The following is a 15,728-nucleotide window of genomic DNA, read 5'->3' on the forward strand; positions in this document are numbered from 1 at the left end:
AACCGCTGCCTCTGGCAGCGTCTGCCACCCCTCGCCCTGATTCCTGATCCAGTCCATCGCCGGAGCGCCCCATGACCAACCCGCTGCTCGACCTGTCCGGACTGCCGTCCTTCGATGCGATCCGCCCAGAACACGTGGGCCCGGCAATCGATCAACTGCTGGCCGAGGCCGAGGCCGCGGTGAAAGCGGCCGAGCAGGTCAGCCCGGTCAGCTGGGACAGCTTCGTGGTGCCGCTGGACGATGCTACCGAGCGGCTGTGGCGTGCCTGGGGCCAGGTCGGCCATCTGCAGGCGGTGGTCAACACGCCGGAGCTGCGCGAGGCCTACAACAACAATCTGCCCAAGCTCAGCCGCTTCGGCAGTGCGCTGGCGCAGAACCTGGCGCTGTATGCGCAGTACAAGGCGCTGGCCGAAGCGCCGGAAGCCGCGCACTACGACGCCGCGCGGCGCAAGGTGCTGGAGAACGCGCTGCGCGATTTCCGCCTCGGCGGTGCCGAGCTCGATGACGCGTCCAAGGCGCGGTTTGCGCAGGTCCAGGAAGAACTGTCCGCACTGGCCGCCAAGTTTTCGCAGAACGTGCTCGATGCCACCGATGCATGGTCGTACGTGAGCGAGGACGCAACCGAGCTGTCTGGCCTGCCGGCCGAGGTGGTCGCCGCTGCACGCGCGGCCGCGGAAAAGGACGGCGTGCCGGGCTGGAAGCTGACCTTGCAGATGCCGTGCTATCTGCCGGTGCAGACCGATGCGGACAATCGCGAGTTGCGCGCGCGGCTGTATCGCGCCAACGCCGAGCGCGCCTCCGAGTTCGGCGATGCCGCGCTGGACAACAGCGCCAATATCGATCGTATCCTGGCCCTGCGCGCCGAACTGGCGCAGCTGCTCGGCTTTGCCAGTTACGCGGAGTATTCGGTCGCCACCAAGATGGCGCAAAGCCCGGATGAAGTGATGGGCTTCCTGCGCGATCTGGCAGTGCGCGCCAGGCCGTATGCGCAACGCGACCGTGCCGAGCTCGAAGCCTTCGCCCGCGACGAACTTGGCCTGGACCAATTGCAGGCCTGGGATCTGGCCTACGCCTCCGAAAAACTCAAGCAGGCGCGCTACAGCTTCTCCGAGCAGGAGGTGAAGCAGTACTTCACCGAGCCCAAGGTGCTGGCCGGTCTGTTCGATGTGATCCACAGCCTGTATGGCCTGACCGTCAAGCCCGACCGCGCGCCGGTCTGGCATGCGGATGTGCGCTTCTATCGTCTGGAAGACGCGCAGGGCGAGCTGGTCGGCCAGTTCTATCTGGATCTGTACGCGCGCGAAGGCAAGCGTGGCGGCGCGTGGATGGACGATTGCCGCAACCGCCGCGACACCGCCAACGGCGTGCAGACGCCGCTGGTGTATCTGGTGTGCAACTTCGGCCGCGGCAGTGGCGATACGCCGGCCACGTTCCGGCATGGCGAAGTCACCACGCTGTTCCATGAAATGGGCCACGGCCTGCATCAGTTGCTGACGCGCATCGGCGAGTTGGGCGTGGCCGGTATCAACGGCGTGGAATGGGACGCGGTGGAACTGCCGAGCCAGTTCATGGAGAACTTCTGCTGGGAATGGGAGCGCGTGCAGGCGATGACCGCGCACGTGCAGACCGGCGAGCCGCTGCCGCGCAACCTGTTCGACCGGCTGCTGGCTGCACGCAATTTCCAGAGCGGCATGTTCACCGTGCGCCAGCTGGAATTTGCGTTGTTCGACATGCAGCTGCACAGCAGCTTCGACCCGACCCAGGACAACGTGCTGCAGCTGATCGAGCGCGTGCGCGACGAGGTGGCGGTCAACCGCCCGCCGGCATGGAATCGCTTCCCGCACCAGTTCAGCCACATCTTCGCCGGCGGTTATGCAGCCGGTTACTACAGCTACAAGTGGGCCGAAGTGCTCAGCGCCGATGCCTACGCCGCCTTCGAAGAAGCGCCCGAGCAGGTGGCCGACACCGGCGCGCGCTTCCGCCATGAAGTGCTATCGCGTGGCGGCAGCCGCAGCGCGGCCGACAACTTCCGCGCCTTCCGTGGGCGTGCGCCGAGCATTGATGCGCTGTTGCGGCACAACGGCATGGCCGGCTGAACCGGGAGTGGGGAATCGGGATTGGGGAGTGGCAAGAGCGATCTCTCCGCACACCGATCCCCAATTCCCAATTCCGCGCGGCGCCCGGCGCCGCGCCCTCACACCCGCCCGAACACCAGCGCCGCGTTGGTGCCGCCGAAGCCGAAGCTGTTGGACATCACCGTGTTCAACGTGGCGTCCTGGGTCTGTCGCAGGATCGGGAAACCTTCGGCGCGCGGGTCGAGTTCGTCGATATGCGCCGAGCCGGCCATGAAGCCGTCGCGCAGCATCAGCAGGCTGTAGATCGCCTCGTGTACGCTGGCCGCGCCCAAGGAATGGCCGGACAGCGCCTTGGTCGAGGACAGCGGCGGGATGTTGTCGCCGAACACCTCGCGTACCGCGCCCAGCTCGGTCACATCGCCCAGCGGCGTGGAGGTGCCGTGCGTGTTGAGGTAGTCGATCGGCTGCGTCAGGCCCTGCATGGCCATGTGCATGCAGCGCACCGCACCTTCGCCGCTGGGCGCCACCATGTCGGCGCCATCGGAGGTCACGCCATAGCCGAGTAGTTCGGCATGGATGCGTGCGCCACGCGCGATGGCGTGGTCATAGTCTTCCAGCACCAGCATGCCGCCGCCGCTGCCGATGACAAAGCCGTCGCGCTGCGCATCGTAGGGCCGCGAGGCCACGGCGGGGCGATCGTTGAAGCCGGTGGACAGCGCGCCCATCGCATCGAACATCACGCTCATGGTCCAGTGCAGTTCTTCGCCGCCGCCGGCGAACATCACATCCTGCGCGCCGTGCCGGATCAGGTCCGCGGCCGCGCCGATGCAATGCGCCGAGGTCGCACACGCGGCCGACAGCGAATAGCTCAGGCCACGGATCTTGAACGCGGTCGCCAACGAAGCGGAGACCGACGAACACATCGTGCGCGGCACCATGTACGGGCCGACCTTGCGCACGCCACGGTTGCGCAGCAGATCGGCGGTTTCCACCTGCCATTGGCTGGACCCGCCACCGGAGCCGGCAATCAGGCCGGTGCGCAGGTCGCTGACCTGCTCGGCATCCAGTCCGGCATCGGCGATCGCATCGCGCATCGCCAGATAGGCGTAGGCCGAGGCATCGCCCATGAAGCGTTTGAGCTTGCGGTCGATCAGGCTGTCCAGATCCAGCGCCACCGCACCGCCGACCTGGCTGCGCAGGCCGGCGTCGGCATGATCGGGCAATGCGGTGATGCCCGAGCGGCTCTCGCGCAAGGCGCTGGAGACGGTGTCCAGATCATTGCCCAGGCAGGAAGTGATGCCCATTCCGGTGACGACGACGCGACGCATCAGAAATTCTCCGTTGAAGTGAACATGCCCACGCGCAGATCGTTGGCCGTGTAGATTTCGCGCCCGTCCACCAGCATGCGTGCATCGGACTGGGCCATCACCAGCTTGCGGTTGATCACGCGGCTGATATCGATTTCGTAACTGACCAATTTGGCGCTCGGCAACACCTGGCCGGTGAACTTGACCTCGCCGCAGCCCAGCGCGCGGCCGCGGCCTGCTGCGCCGATCCAGGTGAGGAAGAAGCCGGTCAGCTGCCACATCGCGTCCAGGCCCAGGCAGCCGGGCATCACCGGGTCGTCGATGAAGTGGCAGCCGAAGAACCATAGGTCCGGGCGCACGTCGAGTTCTGCGCGGATCAGGCCCTTGCCATGCGCGCCGCCGCTGTCGTTGATCTCGGTGATGCGGTCGAACATCAGCATCGGGTCGTTGGGCAGGCGGGCACTGTCGGCTCCGAACAATTCCCCGCGCGCGCTGGCCAGCAATTGGTCGCGCGAGTACGCACTTTGACGAGTCATGACGAACGTTTCCTGCAAGAAGCGAAAGGCGAGGCCGGCAAGGGTGCATGAGGGCGCGCGGTTCAATCAAACGTTTTATCCGTACGCATGCGTGCTGTTTTCAGCCGGTTGCGCAGTGCGGCAAGCATGTGTGGCAGACAGGGTCCAACGCGGATCACGGCATTCAGCGGAACGCGGTCAGGCATGCCTGTTCGGCGTGGATCGGCGCCCGGACAGACGCAGCAGAGCGTCCCGCCAGCGCTCGCGTCCGTTCGCGCCCGGGCTTGCGCGATGGCGCGGCGCAAGACGTGAGACGCGGCTGATTTATCATGGCCCGACGTTTTCGGAGAGATGCCAGCTTGATGCGCAAGATCGTGCACGTGGACATGGATGCGTTCTACGCGTCCGTGGAGCAACGTGACGATCCATCGCTGCGCGGCAAGCCGGTGGTGGTGGCCTGGCGCGGTGCGCGCTCGGTGGTGTGCGCGGCCTCGTACGAAGCGCGCACCTATGGCATCCGTTCGGCCATGCCCGCGCTGCGTGCCGAGCGCCTGTGTCCGGATGCGGTATTCGTGCCGCCGGATTTTGCGCGCTACAAGGCGGTGTCGCGGCAGGTGCGCGAGATCTTCCATCGCCACACCGATCTGGTCGAGCCGCTGTCCCTGGATGAAGCCTATCTGGATGTCACGCAAGCCAAGACCGGCATGCAGCTGGCCACCGAAATCGCGCAACTGATCCGCAGCCAGATCCGCGAGGAAACCCAGCTCACCGCATCGGCCGGCATCGCACCGAACAAGTTCCTGGCCAAGATCGCCTCGGATTGGCGCAAGCCCGACGGGCAGTTCGTCATCGCGCCCAGTCGTGTCGATGCGTTCCTGCTGCCGCTGCCGGTCAACCGCATTCCCGGCGTGGGCAAGGTGATGGATGGCAAGTTGGCCGCGTTGGGGATCGTCACCGTCAGCGATCTGCGGCTGCGTCCCCTGGAAGAGCTGCAAGCGCATTTCGGCAGCTTCGGGCAGAGCCTGTACCGCCGCGCACGCGGCATCGACGAGCGCCCGGTCGAGCCGGATCAGGAGGTGCAATCGGTGTCCTCGGAAGATACCTTCAGCGAGGACATCGCGCTGGAGGCACTGGATCCGCACATCCTGCGCCTGGCCGAAAAGACCTGGCTGGCCACGCGGCGCACCGAGCGCATCGGGCGCACCGTGGTCCTCAAGTTGAAGACCTCCAACTTCCGCATCCTGACCCGCTCGTACACGCCAGATCAGCCACCGGCTTCGCTGGAGGCATTGGCGGAGATCGCGCTGGCGCTGACCCGGCGCGTGGAGTTGCCCGACGACACGCGCTATCGCCTGGTCGGGGTGGGATTGAGCGGTTTCAGCGACGCGGAAGAGGGCGCGGTGCAGGGCGAGTTGTTCGGCGACATGCCGCCGGCGCAGTGAGCGCGTGGCGGCATGGCTGCTGCACCGCGGCCGCAGCGTGCGGTGCATGCAGCGATGACTGCAGCCACGCAGGCATCGACGCTGGCATCGGCCGTTCGCATCGCGCCACGGTGACGCGCCCTGAATCCCGCAGCTCGTACACTGCAGGCCGCTCCCCCAACGAGACTGTGCGCATGTTTCCGTATCCGCTGGTGATCTTCGACCTGGATGGCACGCTGGTGGACAGCGCACCCAATATCGCCGAAGCGCTCAATGCCACCTTGCGGGAACTCGGGCTGCAGCAGTTCAGCGAGGCGACGATCCGCAGCTGGATCGGCGAAGGCGTGCAGGTGCTGCTCGCCACCGCCTTGCGCGAAGCCGGCGGCAGCCACGATGCCGATACCGAGATGCCGCTGATGATGCGCCACTACCAGGCCAGCCTGCTGCACAACCCGCAGCTGTATCCCGGTGTTGCCGAGGCATTGGCCGGCCTGCGCGAGGCCGGTGCCACGCTGGCGCTATGCACCAACAAGCCCGCGCGTTTCATCGCACCGCTGCTCGAACACCTGGGCATCGCTGCGCATTTCAGTAGCGTGCTCGGCGGCGATTCGCTGCCGCAGCGCAAACCCGATGCAGCGCCGCTGCTGCACCTTGCCAGGCAGTTCGGGCACCCACCGCAGCAATGCCTGATGGTCGGCGATTCGGCCACCGACGCGGCGGCTGCAAACGCCGCGGCAATGCCGCTGGCGATGGTGCGTTACGGCTATCTGCGCGGCTTCGATGTGCAGAGCGCCGGTGCCGTGGCCATCATCGATGACATGCGGCAATTGCTGACGTTGAAGTAAGACGCGCAGTGTTGCCAGCGCGGATGCAGGCATCGTCCACACCGCGGCGCGGCAACCAATACCACCATCGGCTGGCGGCGTTTGTCGCCTTGAATGAAGGCCTTTCGCACGCTGGCCGCATCGTCGGCCAGCTAACGCGTACGGTTCTCCACCGGTGTGCGTCATTGGTGACGTCTGCGCTGCCGGAAGCGGCAATGCCTGCGTGCGACCATGCCAGCGCAGCGTTCCGATTTGAGAATGAATCGCATCTGTGTAGAATGCGCGGACAAGTTTGACTGCGTCAGCGCCGCGCATGCACGTCGTGCGCGGCGCTGCATGCATCACCCCCATCGTGTCACCTCAAGCCGTCGCCAGAGGTCCATCTCCTGTCGAGAGGTTTGAGAATGTCCGCATCACGCCGGTCATGGATGTCTGCGCCTGCACGTCGTCCCGTGTTGTCCCACCGTCAGCTGGTGCTGGCCATTGCTCTCGGTTGCGGCAGCTGCATCTGCAGCGCATCGGCCGAAGACGCGGCCGAGCCGCAGTCGCTGGACACCGTTCACGTCACCGCCGCGCAGATCGCACGCCAGGCCTTGGGGTCATCGGTGATCACCGCCGAAGACATCGAACGGCGCCCACCGGTCAACGATCTGTCGCAGTTGCTGCGCACCATGCCGGGCGTCAACCTCACCGGCAACAGCGCCTCCGGCCAGTACGGCAACAACCGCCAGATCGATCTGCGCGGCATGGGCCCGGAAAACACGCTGATCCTGGTCGACGGCAAGCCGGTGGGATCGCGCGATGCGGTGCGCATGGGCCGCAGCGGCGAGCGCAATACGCGCGGCGACACCAACTGGGTGCCGGCCGAAGCGGTGGAGCGTATCGAAGTGCTGCGCGGCCCGGCCGCGGCACGTTACGGATCCGGTGCCTCCGGCGGTGTGGTCAACATCATCACCAAGAAGCCGACCGGCGACCTGACCGGCTCGATGACGGTGTTCGGACTGGTGCCGCAGCACAGTGCCGAAGGCGGTGGCCAGCGTGCCGGCTTCCAGCTCAGCGGGCCGCTGAGCGACACGTTCTCGTTCCGCCTGTATGGAAACCTCAACAAGACCGATCCGGATTCACTGGAGCTCAATCGCCGCTTTGCCAGCAGTGCCGCTGCGGTGCCGCCGGCCGGGCGCGAGGGCGTGCGCAACAAGGACATCAACGGCCTGCTGCGCTGGGATCCGATGGAAGGCCAGGTGATCGAACTCGATGCCGGCTTCAGCCGCCAGGGCAATCTGTACGCCGGTGATCGTGCGGTCAGCGCCGATGGCCTGGCCGGTGCCGATCTGGGCGCACTGTTCGGCAGCGAAACCAACACCATGATCCGCCGCACCGCCTCGCTGACCCATCGCGGCACCTGGGCGCTCGGTACCTCGCGCCTCACCGCCGCCTATGAAGGCACCGACAATACCCGCCTCAACGAAGGCCTGGCCGGCGGCCCCGAAGGCTCCATTGCCGCCAGCCTGCTCAATTCCACCGCCACGCTCGACAATCTCAACATCGACGGCGAGTTCAACATGCCGCTGCAGGCCTGGGCCGAGCAGGTACTGACGCTGGGCTTCGAGCGCCGCCAGAGTCGCCTCAGCGATGCGTATTCGATGTCGCAGACGGTGAGCGCCGGCGGCGGCTTTCCCGGTCTTGCCAATGGCACGCGCAGCCCACGCAGCGAGGCCACGCTCAACGCGGTGTATCTGGAAGACAACATCTACGCCAGCGAGCGGCTGACGCTGACGCCAGGTCTGCGGCTGGATCACCACAGCCAGTTCGGCAACAACCTCAGCCCCAGCCTCAACGTGCAGTACAAACTCAGCGAAGACTGGTTGCTCAAGGGCGGCATCGCGCGCGCCTTCAAGGCGCCCAACCTGTATCAGTCCAACGCCAATTATCTGTATTACACACGCGGCAATGGCTGCCCGGTGCTGTTCCCCAATCTTGGTTCGGGCTGCTATATCCAGGGCAACGACAACCTCGATCCGGAGACCAGCATCAACAAGGAGATCGGCATCGAGTGGGCACCGCAAACCGGTCACCATGCCTCGCTGACGTACTTCCATAACGCCTACGACAACAAGATCGTCGCCGGCATGACGCCGGTCGGTATCACCGTCGACCGGCGCGGGCAGGTGTTCCAGTGGACCAATGCATCGGAAGCGATCGTGCAGGGCGTGGAAGGTAATCTCACGTTGCCGCTGCTGGGCGAGCAGGGCCGCGAGCTGAAGTGGAACACCAATGTCACCTACATGATCGAGAACAAGAACACCGTGACCGATCAACCGCTGTCGGTGATCCCGGAATACACCGTCAACACCACGCTGGATTGGCAGCCGACCCAGGCCTTGTCGCTGCTGCTCACCGGGACCTTCTACGGCAAACAGGAGTCGGCCACGCAATCGAGCACCAGCGGCGGCGCCATCGCGCCCGACTCGCTCGACCCCTATGACCTGTGGGGCGTCAGTGCGCGTTACCGGATCACCCGCAAGGTCAGCGTGGGCGTCGGTGTGGACAATCTGTTCGACACCCGTCTGTTCCGCGAAGGCACCAACAACACCGGCGGCGCGGCGGGTGCAGCCACCTACAACGAACCCGGTCGCGCGTACTGGGCGAGCCTGAGTTTCGGTTTCTGACAGCGACGCGGCGCCGCGCGGGAACGTGCGCGCCGCAACAGGAGAGTGCAATGACCCGACAGCATCGTTGGCGGCTTGCGTGTGCCGCTGCGCTGATGTGGATCGCCGGCGCTGTGCCGGCGTTCGCACAGCCGGACCTGAGCCGCACGATCGGCAGCACCGTCGCCGATCGTCCCAGTGCCTCGTATGTGTTCAGCGCGTTGCGCCTGGATTCGGCCGATGGCCAGCGCCATTACCGCGTGCGCATCGCCACCCCCAAAGCTGCGCCACCGGCTGCGGGGTATCCGGTGGTGTATCTGCTGGATGGCAATGCCGCGCTGATGGAGCTGGATGAGCGCCTGCTCGACAGCCTGACCACCCACGGCGATGCGCCGGTGCTGGTGTTCATCGCCGACGACAGCGCATTGCGCATCGATGCGGTGGGGCGCAGCCTGGACTACACGCCTGCGCGCTACAGCGACGGGCGGGTGGAAACCGATCCGCTCGACCCGCAGCGCAGAACCGGCGGTGCGGCGGCGTTCGCGCAGCTGATCGCAACACGCATCCGCCCGCAGGTGGAAGCGCGCGTGGCGGTGGACCGTCAGCGGCAGACGCTGTGGGGCCATTCGTATGGCGGATTGTTCGTGCTGCAGGTGTTGCTGACGCAGCCGCAGCTATTCCAGCACTACGTCGCGGTCGATCCGTCGCTGTGGTGGGGCGATGGATTTATTGTCCAGCAGGCGCAGCGTGTGGTCGACCATGCACGGGAGGGTTTGGCAAGCACGCAGCCATCCAGGCGTCGGCTGACGCTGATGGCAGGCGAGGGCGCACCATCGGCGAACCAGGCAAAACCGGATCGCCCGGGGCGGCCGCGCGCGGATCCACAGGCCGCCCGACGCCTCGTCGTGCTGCTGTCGTCGTTACCCGGCCTCACCGCCGACTATCAACCGCTGCCAGGCCTTAGCCATGGCCAGACGTTGGGCGCATCGCTTGCGCCAACGTTGCGGGATGCAGCGACGCGTCGATGACGTCCCATCAAGCAGGCGTTTGAGGAGAACCCGCTCGACAAGCACGCTGCTGCGGATCGCAGTGTTGATGCCGCACGCATGCAGCGGTGACACCTCGGCGCAGGCACTCAATCGTCGCGCGTGTCGCTCTGGTCCGCAGTCTCGTCGTCTGCTTCGCCTATCTCACCGTGCGTATCGTCGTTGTCGGCGCGTGCGTAGTGCACGGTTTCCACCGGCCCACCAACCGCGCGGCCGCGCACCGGCAACAGCGCACTGGCCGCCTCGTATTCGGCCAGCAAGGCATGCCGGCGCGCTTCCGGCACGTCCTGCCAATGGCAGTCGGTCAATGCGCCTTCCAGCGAATACAGCAGGTTGAGGCTGGGCTTGAAGCCGGCGCGGCGCACTTTGACGAATGCGCCCACCGCGCCCACCGCCTGCAGATCCTGCTGCGTGCGCAGGCCGACCTGGCGCAGCCACGCCGCACTTTTCGGGCCGATGTTGCGCAGCCGTTCGGTGGTCACGTCAGCGCGCCGACAAAGACCTGGGCAATGGCTTCCAGGCCGCGCTGATCGTCGGCGTCGAAGCGATCCAGCTCCGGGCTGTCCAGATCCAGCACGCCGATCAGCGCATCGCCCTTGACCAGCGGAATCACCAACTCCGAGCGCGAGGCCGAATCGCAGGCGATATGCCCGGGGAAGGCATCCACGTCGGCAATGCGCTGACTCTGTCGGGTGCTGGCAGCCGCGCCGCACACGCCCTTGTCCAGCGGAATGCGCACGCAGGCCGGCAGGCCCTGGAACGGCCCCACCACCAGCTCGCGGCCGTCGTAGAAATAGAAGCCGGCCCAGTTGAGCGACGGCAACGCATTGAAGATCAGCGCGGCCAGGTTGGCGGCATTGGCGATCCGGTCCGGCTCGCCATGCACCAGGGCCTGGGCCTGGGCGGTGAGCTGGGCGTATTGTTCCGGCTTGCTGCCGGTCAGCGAAGAGGTTGCGAACATGGCCGAAGTTTAGCAGCGGCCATCCGCAGCGGCATTGCGACTCAGCCGCGCGTTCGGATCCGCACGCTATGCTGCGCGCCCCACGGCAACCGCGGCGCGGCCGCAGGAACACACGCATGCAGCTTCCGGCGTTGTATGTCACCGGCACCGACACCGGCATCGGCAAGACCATGGCCAGCACCGCGCTGCTGCACGCACTGCGCAGACAGGGCCACACGGCGGTCGGCATGAAGCCGGTGGCCAGCGGTTGCGAGCACACGCCGCAGGGCTGGCGCAACGAGGACGCGCTGGCGCTGCAGGCTGCCAGCGCCCCGCAACCCGACTACGCCACCCTCAATCCCTATGCCTTGCCGGCACCGCTGGCGCCGGAACTGGCCGCCGCCGATGTCGGCGTGAGCCTGTCGCTGGAGCCGATCGCCCAGGCCTTCGCGCAATTGCGCGCGCAGGCCGAGGTGGTGGTGGTGGAAGGTGTCGGCGGCTGGGCTGCGCCCTTGAGCGCCGATCTGGACCAGGCCGATCTGGTACGTGCGCTCAAGCTGCCCGTGGTGCTGGTGGTCGGCATCCGGCTGGGCTGCATCAATCACGCGCGCCTGAGCGCTGCGGCGATCGCTGCCGACGGGCTGGACTGCATCGGCTGGATCGCCAACGAGGTCGACCCGCAGATGGAGCGCATCGAGGAGAACATCGGCATGCTGCGCCAGCGCCTGGCGATGCCGTGCTGGGGCCGGATCGGCTGGCGGCCGGGCGCCGATGCCGCGGCGCAGTCGCTGGGGCTGCACGTGCCGGTCTGAGTGACGTTGGCGGTCTGGCGGCCGCGTCACTGCGACGCGGATCGCCAGATGCCGTCCCAGCCTTGCGCGCCGCCGGGGACTCACCCTGCGTCCCGGCGTTTCCAGTGCACCTGCGCCGCGCCGCGCCGTGATACCACCTGGTCAAATCGGTAGCACGCGCAATGCGCAGACAATAAAAAAGCCCGACAGAGGGAGGGATCTGTCGGGCCGGATTGCATGGGGGGAGGGACCCATGCAAAGACGCTGAATTTTTTGTTGGCGCTTACGTGCGCCGGGTCTTGCCTTTGGCGGCCTGCTCGCTGTTGGCCTCGAACTGCTGCTTGGCCAGTTGGCCGAGCGCATCGGATGCCTTCAATCCCAGTCCGACCACTTCCTGATTCACCGAAGCCAGCCGTTCCAGGTTGTCGCGGGCCAGTTGCAGCCCCTTCGGCCAGAGCGTCTGGTAGGCGCCAAGGTCGCGGGCCTGGGCAAACTCACCGAAGAAGCTGGTGGTCGCACTGACGTTGCGTTCGAGCGTCTTCAGCTGCAGGCCAAACGCGTTTTCCGCGTGTTCCATCGCCAACTGGTTGGCGCGTGCCGCTGCAGAGGCAAAGCTGTTGAAGCCGTTTTCGAACTGCGCCGACATTGCGAACCCCTTGGGGAAGGCTGTGACCGTTGTTGCGTTGCAGCATACGCGGATATTGCTGCGATGCAACACGTTTGCTGAAAATTTCCGAAATCGCCTGCGAAGCCTTTTGAAATCAATCCATTATCCCCGCCGTAAAAACGACAAGACCGCCCTGGAGGCGGCCTTGCGTCACACCACTGCGCTGCGTGATCAGCCGCGATAGCGGCAGCCGGAGGTGCAGGTTTCATGCACCACGATCTCGCTCAGCTGCGGCAGCGCCGGCTTGAGCTGGTCCCAGATCCAGATCGCCAGCCGCTCGCTGGTCGGGTTTTCCAGCCCCTCGATGTCATTGAGATAGTGGTGGTCCAGGCGGTCGTAGATCGGTTGGAAGGCGGCCTTGATGTCGCCGAAATCCATGATCCAGCCGGTCTCGGCGCCGGGTTCGCCGCTGACATGCAGCTCGACCCGGAACGAATGCCCGTGCAGGCGGGCGCACTTGTGGCCGGGCGGCACATTGGGAAGCCGGTGCGCGGCTTCGAGCGTAAAGACTTTGAAGATATCCATGCGCGCCATTGTAAGTGCGCCGGTGCCTGCCGGGCTGACCCGATCGCGGCGACACAGCGTCTCTGCGCCCTGGCGTGGCACCCGCAACACGGGGTGGTCGCGTTGCGCCGGAGCGCCGCACCCGGTCGCCCGCACAAAGTGCGACGCGCGCTCTACCGCGTCCGGCCAGCGGCGTGTGTCACGGCGCGTCATATCTCTATGCAGATCTGTAATTTTTGTTAATCGATTGCGCATGGCCCACTGCAAAACCCCCATTCATGGATGCCGTGCGTGAAGCGCCCGATGCCTTATCTGCTGTCTGCTGCCGTTCTGTCGGCGCTGATTCCCCTTGCCCATGCCGACGACGCGACACCCGACACGGGCAAGACCCTGGCCACCGTCAGTGTCACCGGCTCCAATATCAAACGCACCGACAGCGAAGGCCCGAACCCGGTGCAGGTCATCGACCGCCAGCAGCTGGAGCAGTCCGGCAAGGTCACCGTGGCCGACGCGCTGCGCTCGATCTCGGCCAACACGGGCAACGCCACCAACGAAACCACCAACAACGGCTGGGCGTCCGGCTCGGCGGGCATCGGCCTGCGCGGGCTGTCGCAGAAGAACACCCTGGTGCTGCTCAACGGACGCCGCCTGGCCAACTACGGCTTTCCCGCCAATGGCCTGGGCGACACCTTCGTCAACCTCAACGCATTGCCGCTGGTGGCGGTGGAACGCATCGAAGTGCTCAAGGACGGCGCCTCTGCCGTGTACGGCTCCGATGCGGTGGCCGGCGTGGTCAACATCATCACCCGGCAGGATTTCCAGGGCGCAGAGCTGGGCGTGAGCGGCGGCACCTCCGATCAGGGCGGCATGGATACCCAGCGCGCCAAGTTCATCGGCGGCATCGGCGACCTGGACCGCGACGGCTACAACATCCTTTTCAGTTTCGACGCCTACAACCGCGACCGGCTGGATCAGGACCAGCGCGCGCTGACCCGCTCGGGCATCTACACCGACCTGCCCGGCGGGCGCTGGAACGGCTGGTCGGCCAAGGGCGCGCGCTATCTGGTCGGCGGCCGCTCGGTGCCGATGCTGGATGCGCAAGGCAACTGCCCCGCCGGCACCGTGCTGACCGCCAGCGCGCCGATCGACGGCCTGGCCGGCGACACCTGCGGCTTCAACCAGGCCCCGTTCACCACGCTGATTCCCTCAACCAAGCGCTATCAGGCCTACACCAACGCCACCTTCCGGCTCAGCGACAATGTCGAAGCGTTCGGCGAGGCGCTCTACAGCGAGGTCAAGGGCGTGTCGATCTTCGGCTCCAGCCCGTACTTCACCCTGGAAGGCGGCCGCTTCGCCTTGAACGCCAGCAGCGGGCTGGCCGAGCCGGTGTCCAACCTGTTGCCGGCCTCCAGCCCATACAACCCGTACGGCACCTCGGTGCCGATCGAATACACCTTTTTCGACCTGGGCCAGACAGTCAAAACCAATCGCTCGCAGTCCTATCGCTTTCTCGGCGGCGTGCGCGGCAAGACCGAACGCTGGGATTGGGAGGCGGCTGCGTTCGCCGCACGCAGCACCGAGCACGAAAGCGTGTCCGGTGGCTTCGCCAACCGCTTCACGCTGGCGCAGGCGCTGGCCGATGGCAGTTACAACCTGCTCGACCCGTCCGCCACGCCGCAGTCGGTGATCGATGGCATCAACCTCAGCACGCTGCGCCCGGCGCAATCGACGCTGCGCGGCGTCGATGCCAAGGTGTCCGGCAACCTGTTCGAGCTGCCGGCCGGCAGCGTCGGGTTCGCTGCCGGCGCCGAGTGGCGGCAGGAGGAACTGGTCTCGCGCAATCCCTGGCAGATCGACCAGGGCCTGCAGATCCGCCCCGCGATTGCCGCGGTGGATGGCGAGCGCAGGGTGTCGGCGCTGTATGCCGAGGTCAACCTGCCGTTGCTGCGATCGCTGGAACTGCAACTGGCCGGGCGCGGCGATCACTACAGCGATTTCGGCGAGGCGTTTTCGCCCAAGGCCAGCCTGCGCTGGCAGCCGCTGGACGCCGTGCTGGTGCGCGCGGCCGCCTCGCGCGGCTTTCGCGCACCGTCGTTGTCGGAGAATGCGGCCAGCACCAACATCTCTTACGGCTCGGTGGTCGACCCGTTCGATCCGGACGTGCCGGGCTCGCGCCAGAACCCGACCTTCTTCACCGTCGGCAACACCGCGCTCGAACCCGAGCGCACGCGCAGCTACAACCTGGGCGTGGTGCTGTCGCCGTGGGCCGACACCAGCCTGAGCGTGGACTGGTACAAGATCGAACTGGAGAATCTGGTCGGCACCGGCAACAACGCCACCATCGTGCAGAACAACGACCCGGCCGACGTTATCCGCAACGAGCGCGGCACGCTGGTGGCGGTGTACAACCGCTACCAGAACCTCAGCGAGCTGACGACCTCGGGGATCGATGTCGAACTGCGCCAGCGCTGGCGCACCGAGGCGGCCGGCAACTTCGGCCTCAATACCGCCTACACCCATGTGCGCGATTACCGCCGCCCCACCGTGGTCGGTGGCCCGTTGCAGGATTACGCCGGCAGCAATCTCGGCCCGTCGCTGCCACGCAACAAGGCCACCACCACGCTGGATTGGAATCTGGGCACCGTCAGCGCCGCACTGACCTGGTACTACACCGGCGGCTACGACCAGAAGGCCAGCGCCGCGGCCACTGCCGTGCAGTCGCGTGTGGGCGACTACAACCAGTTCGACCTGTATCTGGGTTACACCGGCATCGACAAGCTGACCCTGTACGCCAAGATCGAGAACCTGGCCGACAAGCAGCCGCCGGTCGACGCCTCGTTCCCGGGCATTCGTGCGCCTTACGACTTTACCCAGTACGACCTGCGCGGGCGTTACTTCACCGTTGGCCTGGACTATCGATTCTGATCGGAATACGCACGGCCCATGCACGCCCGTGCGATGGTGCGTGCGTGCTCCAGCGTGCTGTCTCA

At 66.2% G+C, this 15,728-nt stretch carries 13 protein-coding genes; 7 read left to right on the forward strand and 6 right to left on the reverse strand.

Annotated features, from left to right (window positions below; genetic code table 11):
* The first annotated feature begins 71 nt into the window (after nucleotides 1-71).
* Nucleotides 72-2,096: a M3 family metallopeptidase gene (locus ABQ137_RS15495; protein ID WP_184519440.1), complete on the forward strand. Its 2,025-nt coding sequence runs from the start codon at nucleotides 72-74 to the stop codon at nucleotides 2,094-2,096.
* A gap of 98 nt (nucleotides 2,097-2,194) precedes the next feature.
* Here the strand turns inward: ABQ137_RS15495 and fabB are convergent, their stop codons facing one another.
* Together fabB and fabA are read right to left on the reverse strand one after the other, a co-directional pair.
* The gene (fabB, locus tag ABQ137_RS15500) at nucleotides 2,195-3,403 is read right to left on the reverse strand and encodes a beta-ketoacyl-ACP synthase I (RefSeq protein ID WP_054592362.1); all 1,209 of its coding nucleotides are present in this window, start codon (nucleotides 3,401-3,403) and stop codon (nucleotides 2,195-2,197) included.
* On the reverse strand, nucleotides 3,403-3,918 hold the full coding sequence (gene fabA / locus ABQ137_RS15505) for a 3-hydroxyacyl-[acyl-carrier-protein] dehydratase FabA (protein ID WP_039512978.1): 516 nt from the start codon (nucleotides 3,916-3,918) through the stop codon (nucleotides 3,403-3,405). Before fabA ends, fabB begins: the two co-directional genes overlap by 1 nt.
* 341 nt (nucleotides 3,919-4,259) lie before the next feature.
* Between fabA and dinB the strand changes: the two genes are divergently transcribed.
* The 4 genes from dinB (at nucleotide 4,260) to ABQ137_RS15525 (ending at nucleotide 9,818) form a co-directional block, all read left to right on the forward strand.
* Nucleotides 4,260-5,339, forward strand: a complete 1,080-nt coding sequence (gene dinB, locus ABQ137_RS15510) for a DNA polymerase IV (RefSeq protein ID WP_039525307.1) — start codon at nucleotides 4,260-4,262, stop codon at nucleotides 5,337-5,339.
* Nucleotides 5,340-5,512: 173 nt separating this feature from the next.
* The gene (gph, locus tag ABQ137_RS15515; RefSeq protein ID WP_349783127.1) at nucleotides 5,513-6,163 is read left to right on the forward strand and encodes a phosphoglycolate phosphatase; all 651 of its coding nucleotides are present in this window, start codon (nucleotides 5,513-5,515) and stop codon (nucleotides 6,161-6,163) included.
* 434 nt (nucleotides 6,164-6,597) lie between these two features.
* Entirely contained in the window at nucleotides 6,598-8,811 is a 2,214-nt protein-coding gene (locus ABQ137_RS15520; RefSeq protein ID WP_503021227.1) for a TonB-dependent siderophore receptor, read from the forward strand.
* A gap of 95 nt (nucleotides 8,812-8,906) precedes the next feature.
* A complete protein-coding gene (locus ABQ137_RS15525; protein ID WP_349783175.1) occupies nucleotides 8,907-9,818 on the forward strand; it encodes an alpha/beta hydrolase in 912 nt (303 codons plus the stop codon).
* Nucleotides 9,819-9,925: 107 nt separating this feature from the next.
* On the opposite strand, the gene ABQ137_RS15530 is transcribed toward ABQ137_RS15525, so the two are convergent.
* Nucleotides 9,926-10,318, reverse strand: a complete 393-nt coding sequence (locus tag ABQ137_RS15530) for a TfoX/Sxy family protein (RefSeq protein ID WP_024938378.1) — start codon at nucleotides 10,316-10,318, stop codon at nucleotides 9,926-9,928.
* The gene (gene msrC, locus ABQ137_RS15535; protein ID WP_006450459.1) at nucleotides 10,315-10,797 is read right to left on the reverse strand and encodes a free L-methionine (R)-S-oxide reductase MsrC; all 483 of its coding nucleotides are present in this window, start codon (nucleotides 10,795-10,797) and stop codon (nucleotides 10,315-10,317) included. The genes ABQ137_RS15530 and msrC overlap by 4 nt, the downstream gene beginning before the upstream one ends.
* 116 nt (nucleotides 10,798-10,913) lie before the next feature.
* Here msrC and bioD point away from each other — a divergent pair, with 116 nt between their 5' ends.
* Complete coding sequence (gene bioD, locus ABQ137_RS15540; RefSeq protein ID WP_349783132.1) at nucleotides 10,914-11,588, forward strand: dethiobiotin synthase; 675 nt, start codon at nucleotides 10,914-10,916, stop codon at nucleotides 11,586-11,588.
* A gap of 262 nt (nucleotides 11,589-11,850) precedes the next feature.
* Here bioD and ABQ137_RS15545 read toward each other — a convergent pair whose 3' ends face one another.
* The gene (locus tag ABQ137_RS15545) at nucleotides 11,851-12,213 is read right to left on the reverse strand and encodes a phasin family protein (RefSeq protein WP_039518815.1); all 363 of its coding nucleotides are present in this window, start codon (nucleotides 12,211-12,213) and stop codon (nucleotides 11,851-11,853) included.
* A 192-nt stretch (nucleotides 12,214-12,405) separates the two neighbouring features.
* Complete coding sequence (gene queD, locus ABQ137_RS15550; RefSeq protein ID WP_024938374.1) at nucleotides 12,406-12,759, reverse strand: 6-carboxytetrahydropterin synthase QueD; 354 nt, start codon at nucleotides 12,757-12,759, stop codon at nucleotides 12,406-12,408.
* 282 nt (nucleotides 12,760-13,041) lie between these two features.
* Here queD and ABQ137_RS15555 point away from each other — a divergent pair, with 282 nt between their 5' ends.
* A complete protein-coding gene (locus tag ABQ137_RS15555) occupies nucleotides 13,042-15,663 on the forward strand; it encodes a TonB-dependent receptor plug domain-containing protein (protein ID WP_349783134.1) in 2,622 nt (873 codons plus the stop codon).
* Nucleotides 15,664-15,728 lie beyond the last annotated feature (65 nt).

The organism is Xanthomonas sp. WHRI 8393, assembly GCF_040203315.1.
Classification (GTDB): Bacteria; Pseudomonadota; Gammaproteobacteria; order Xanthomonadales; family Xanthomonadaceae; genus Xanthomonas; species Xanthomonas arboricola.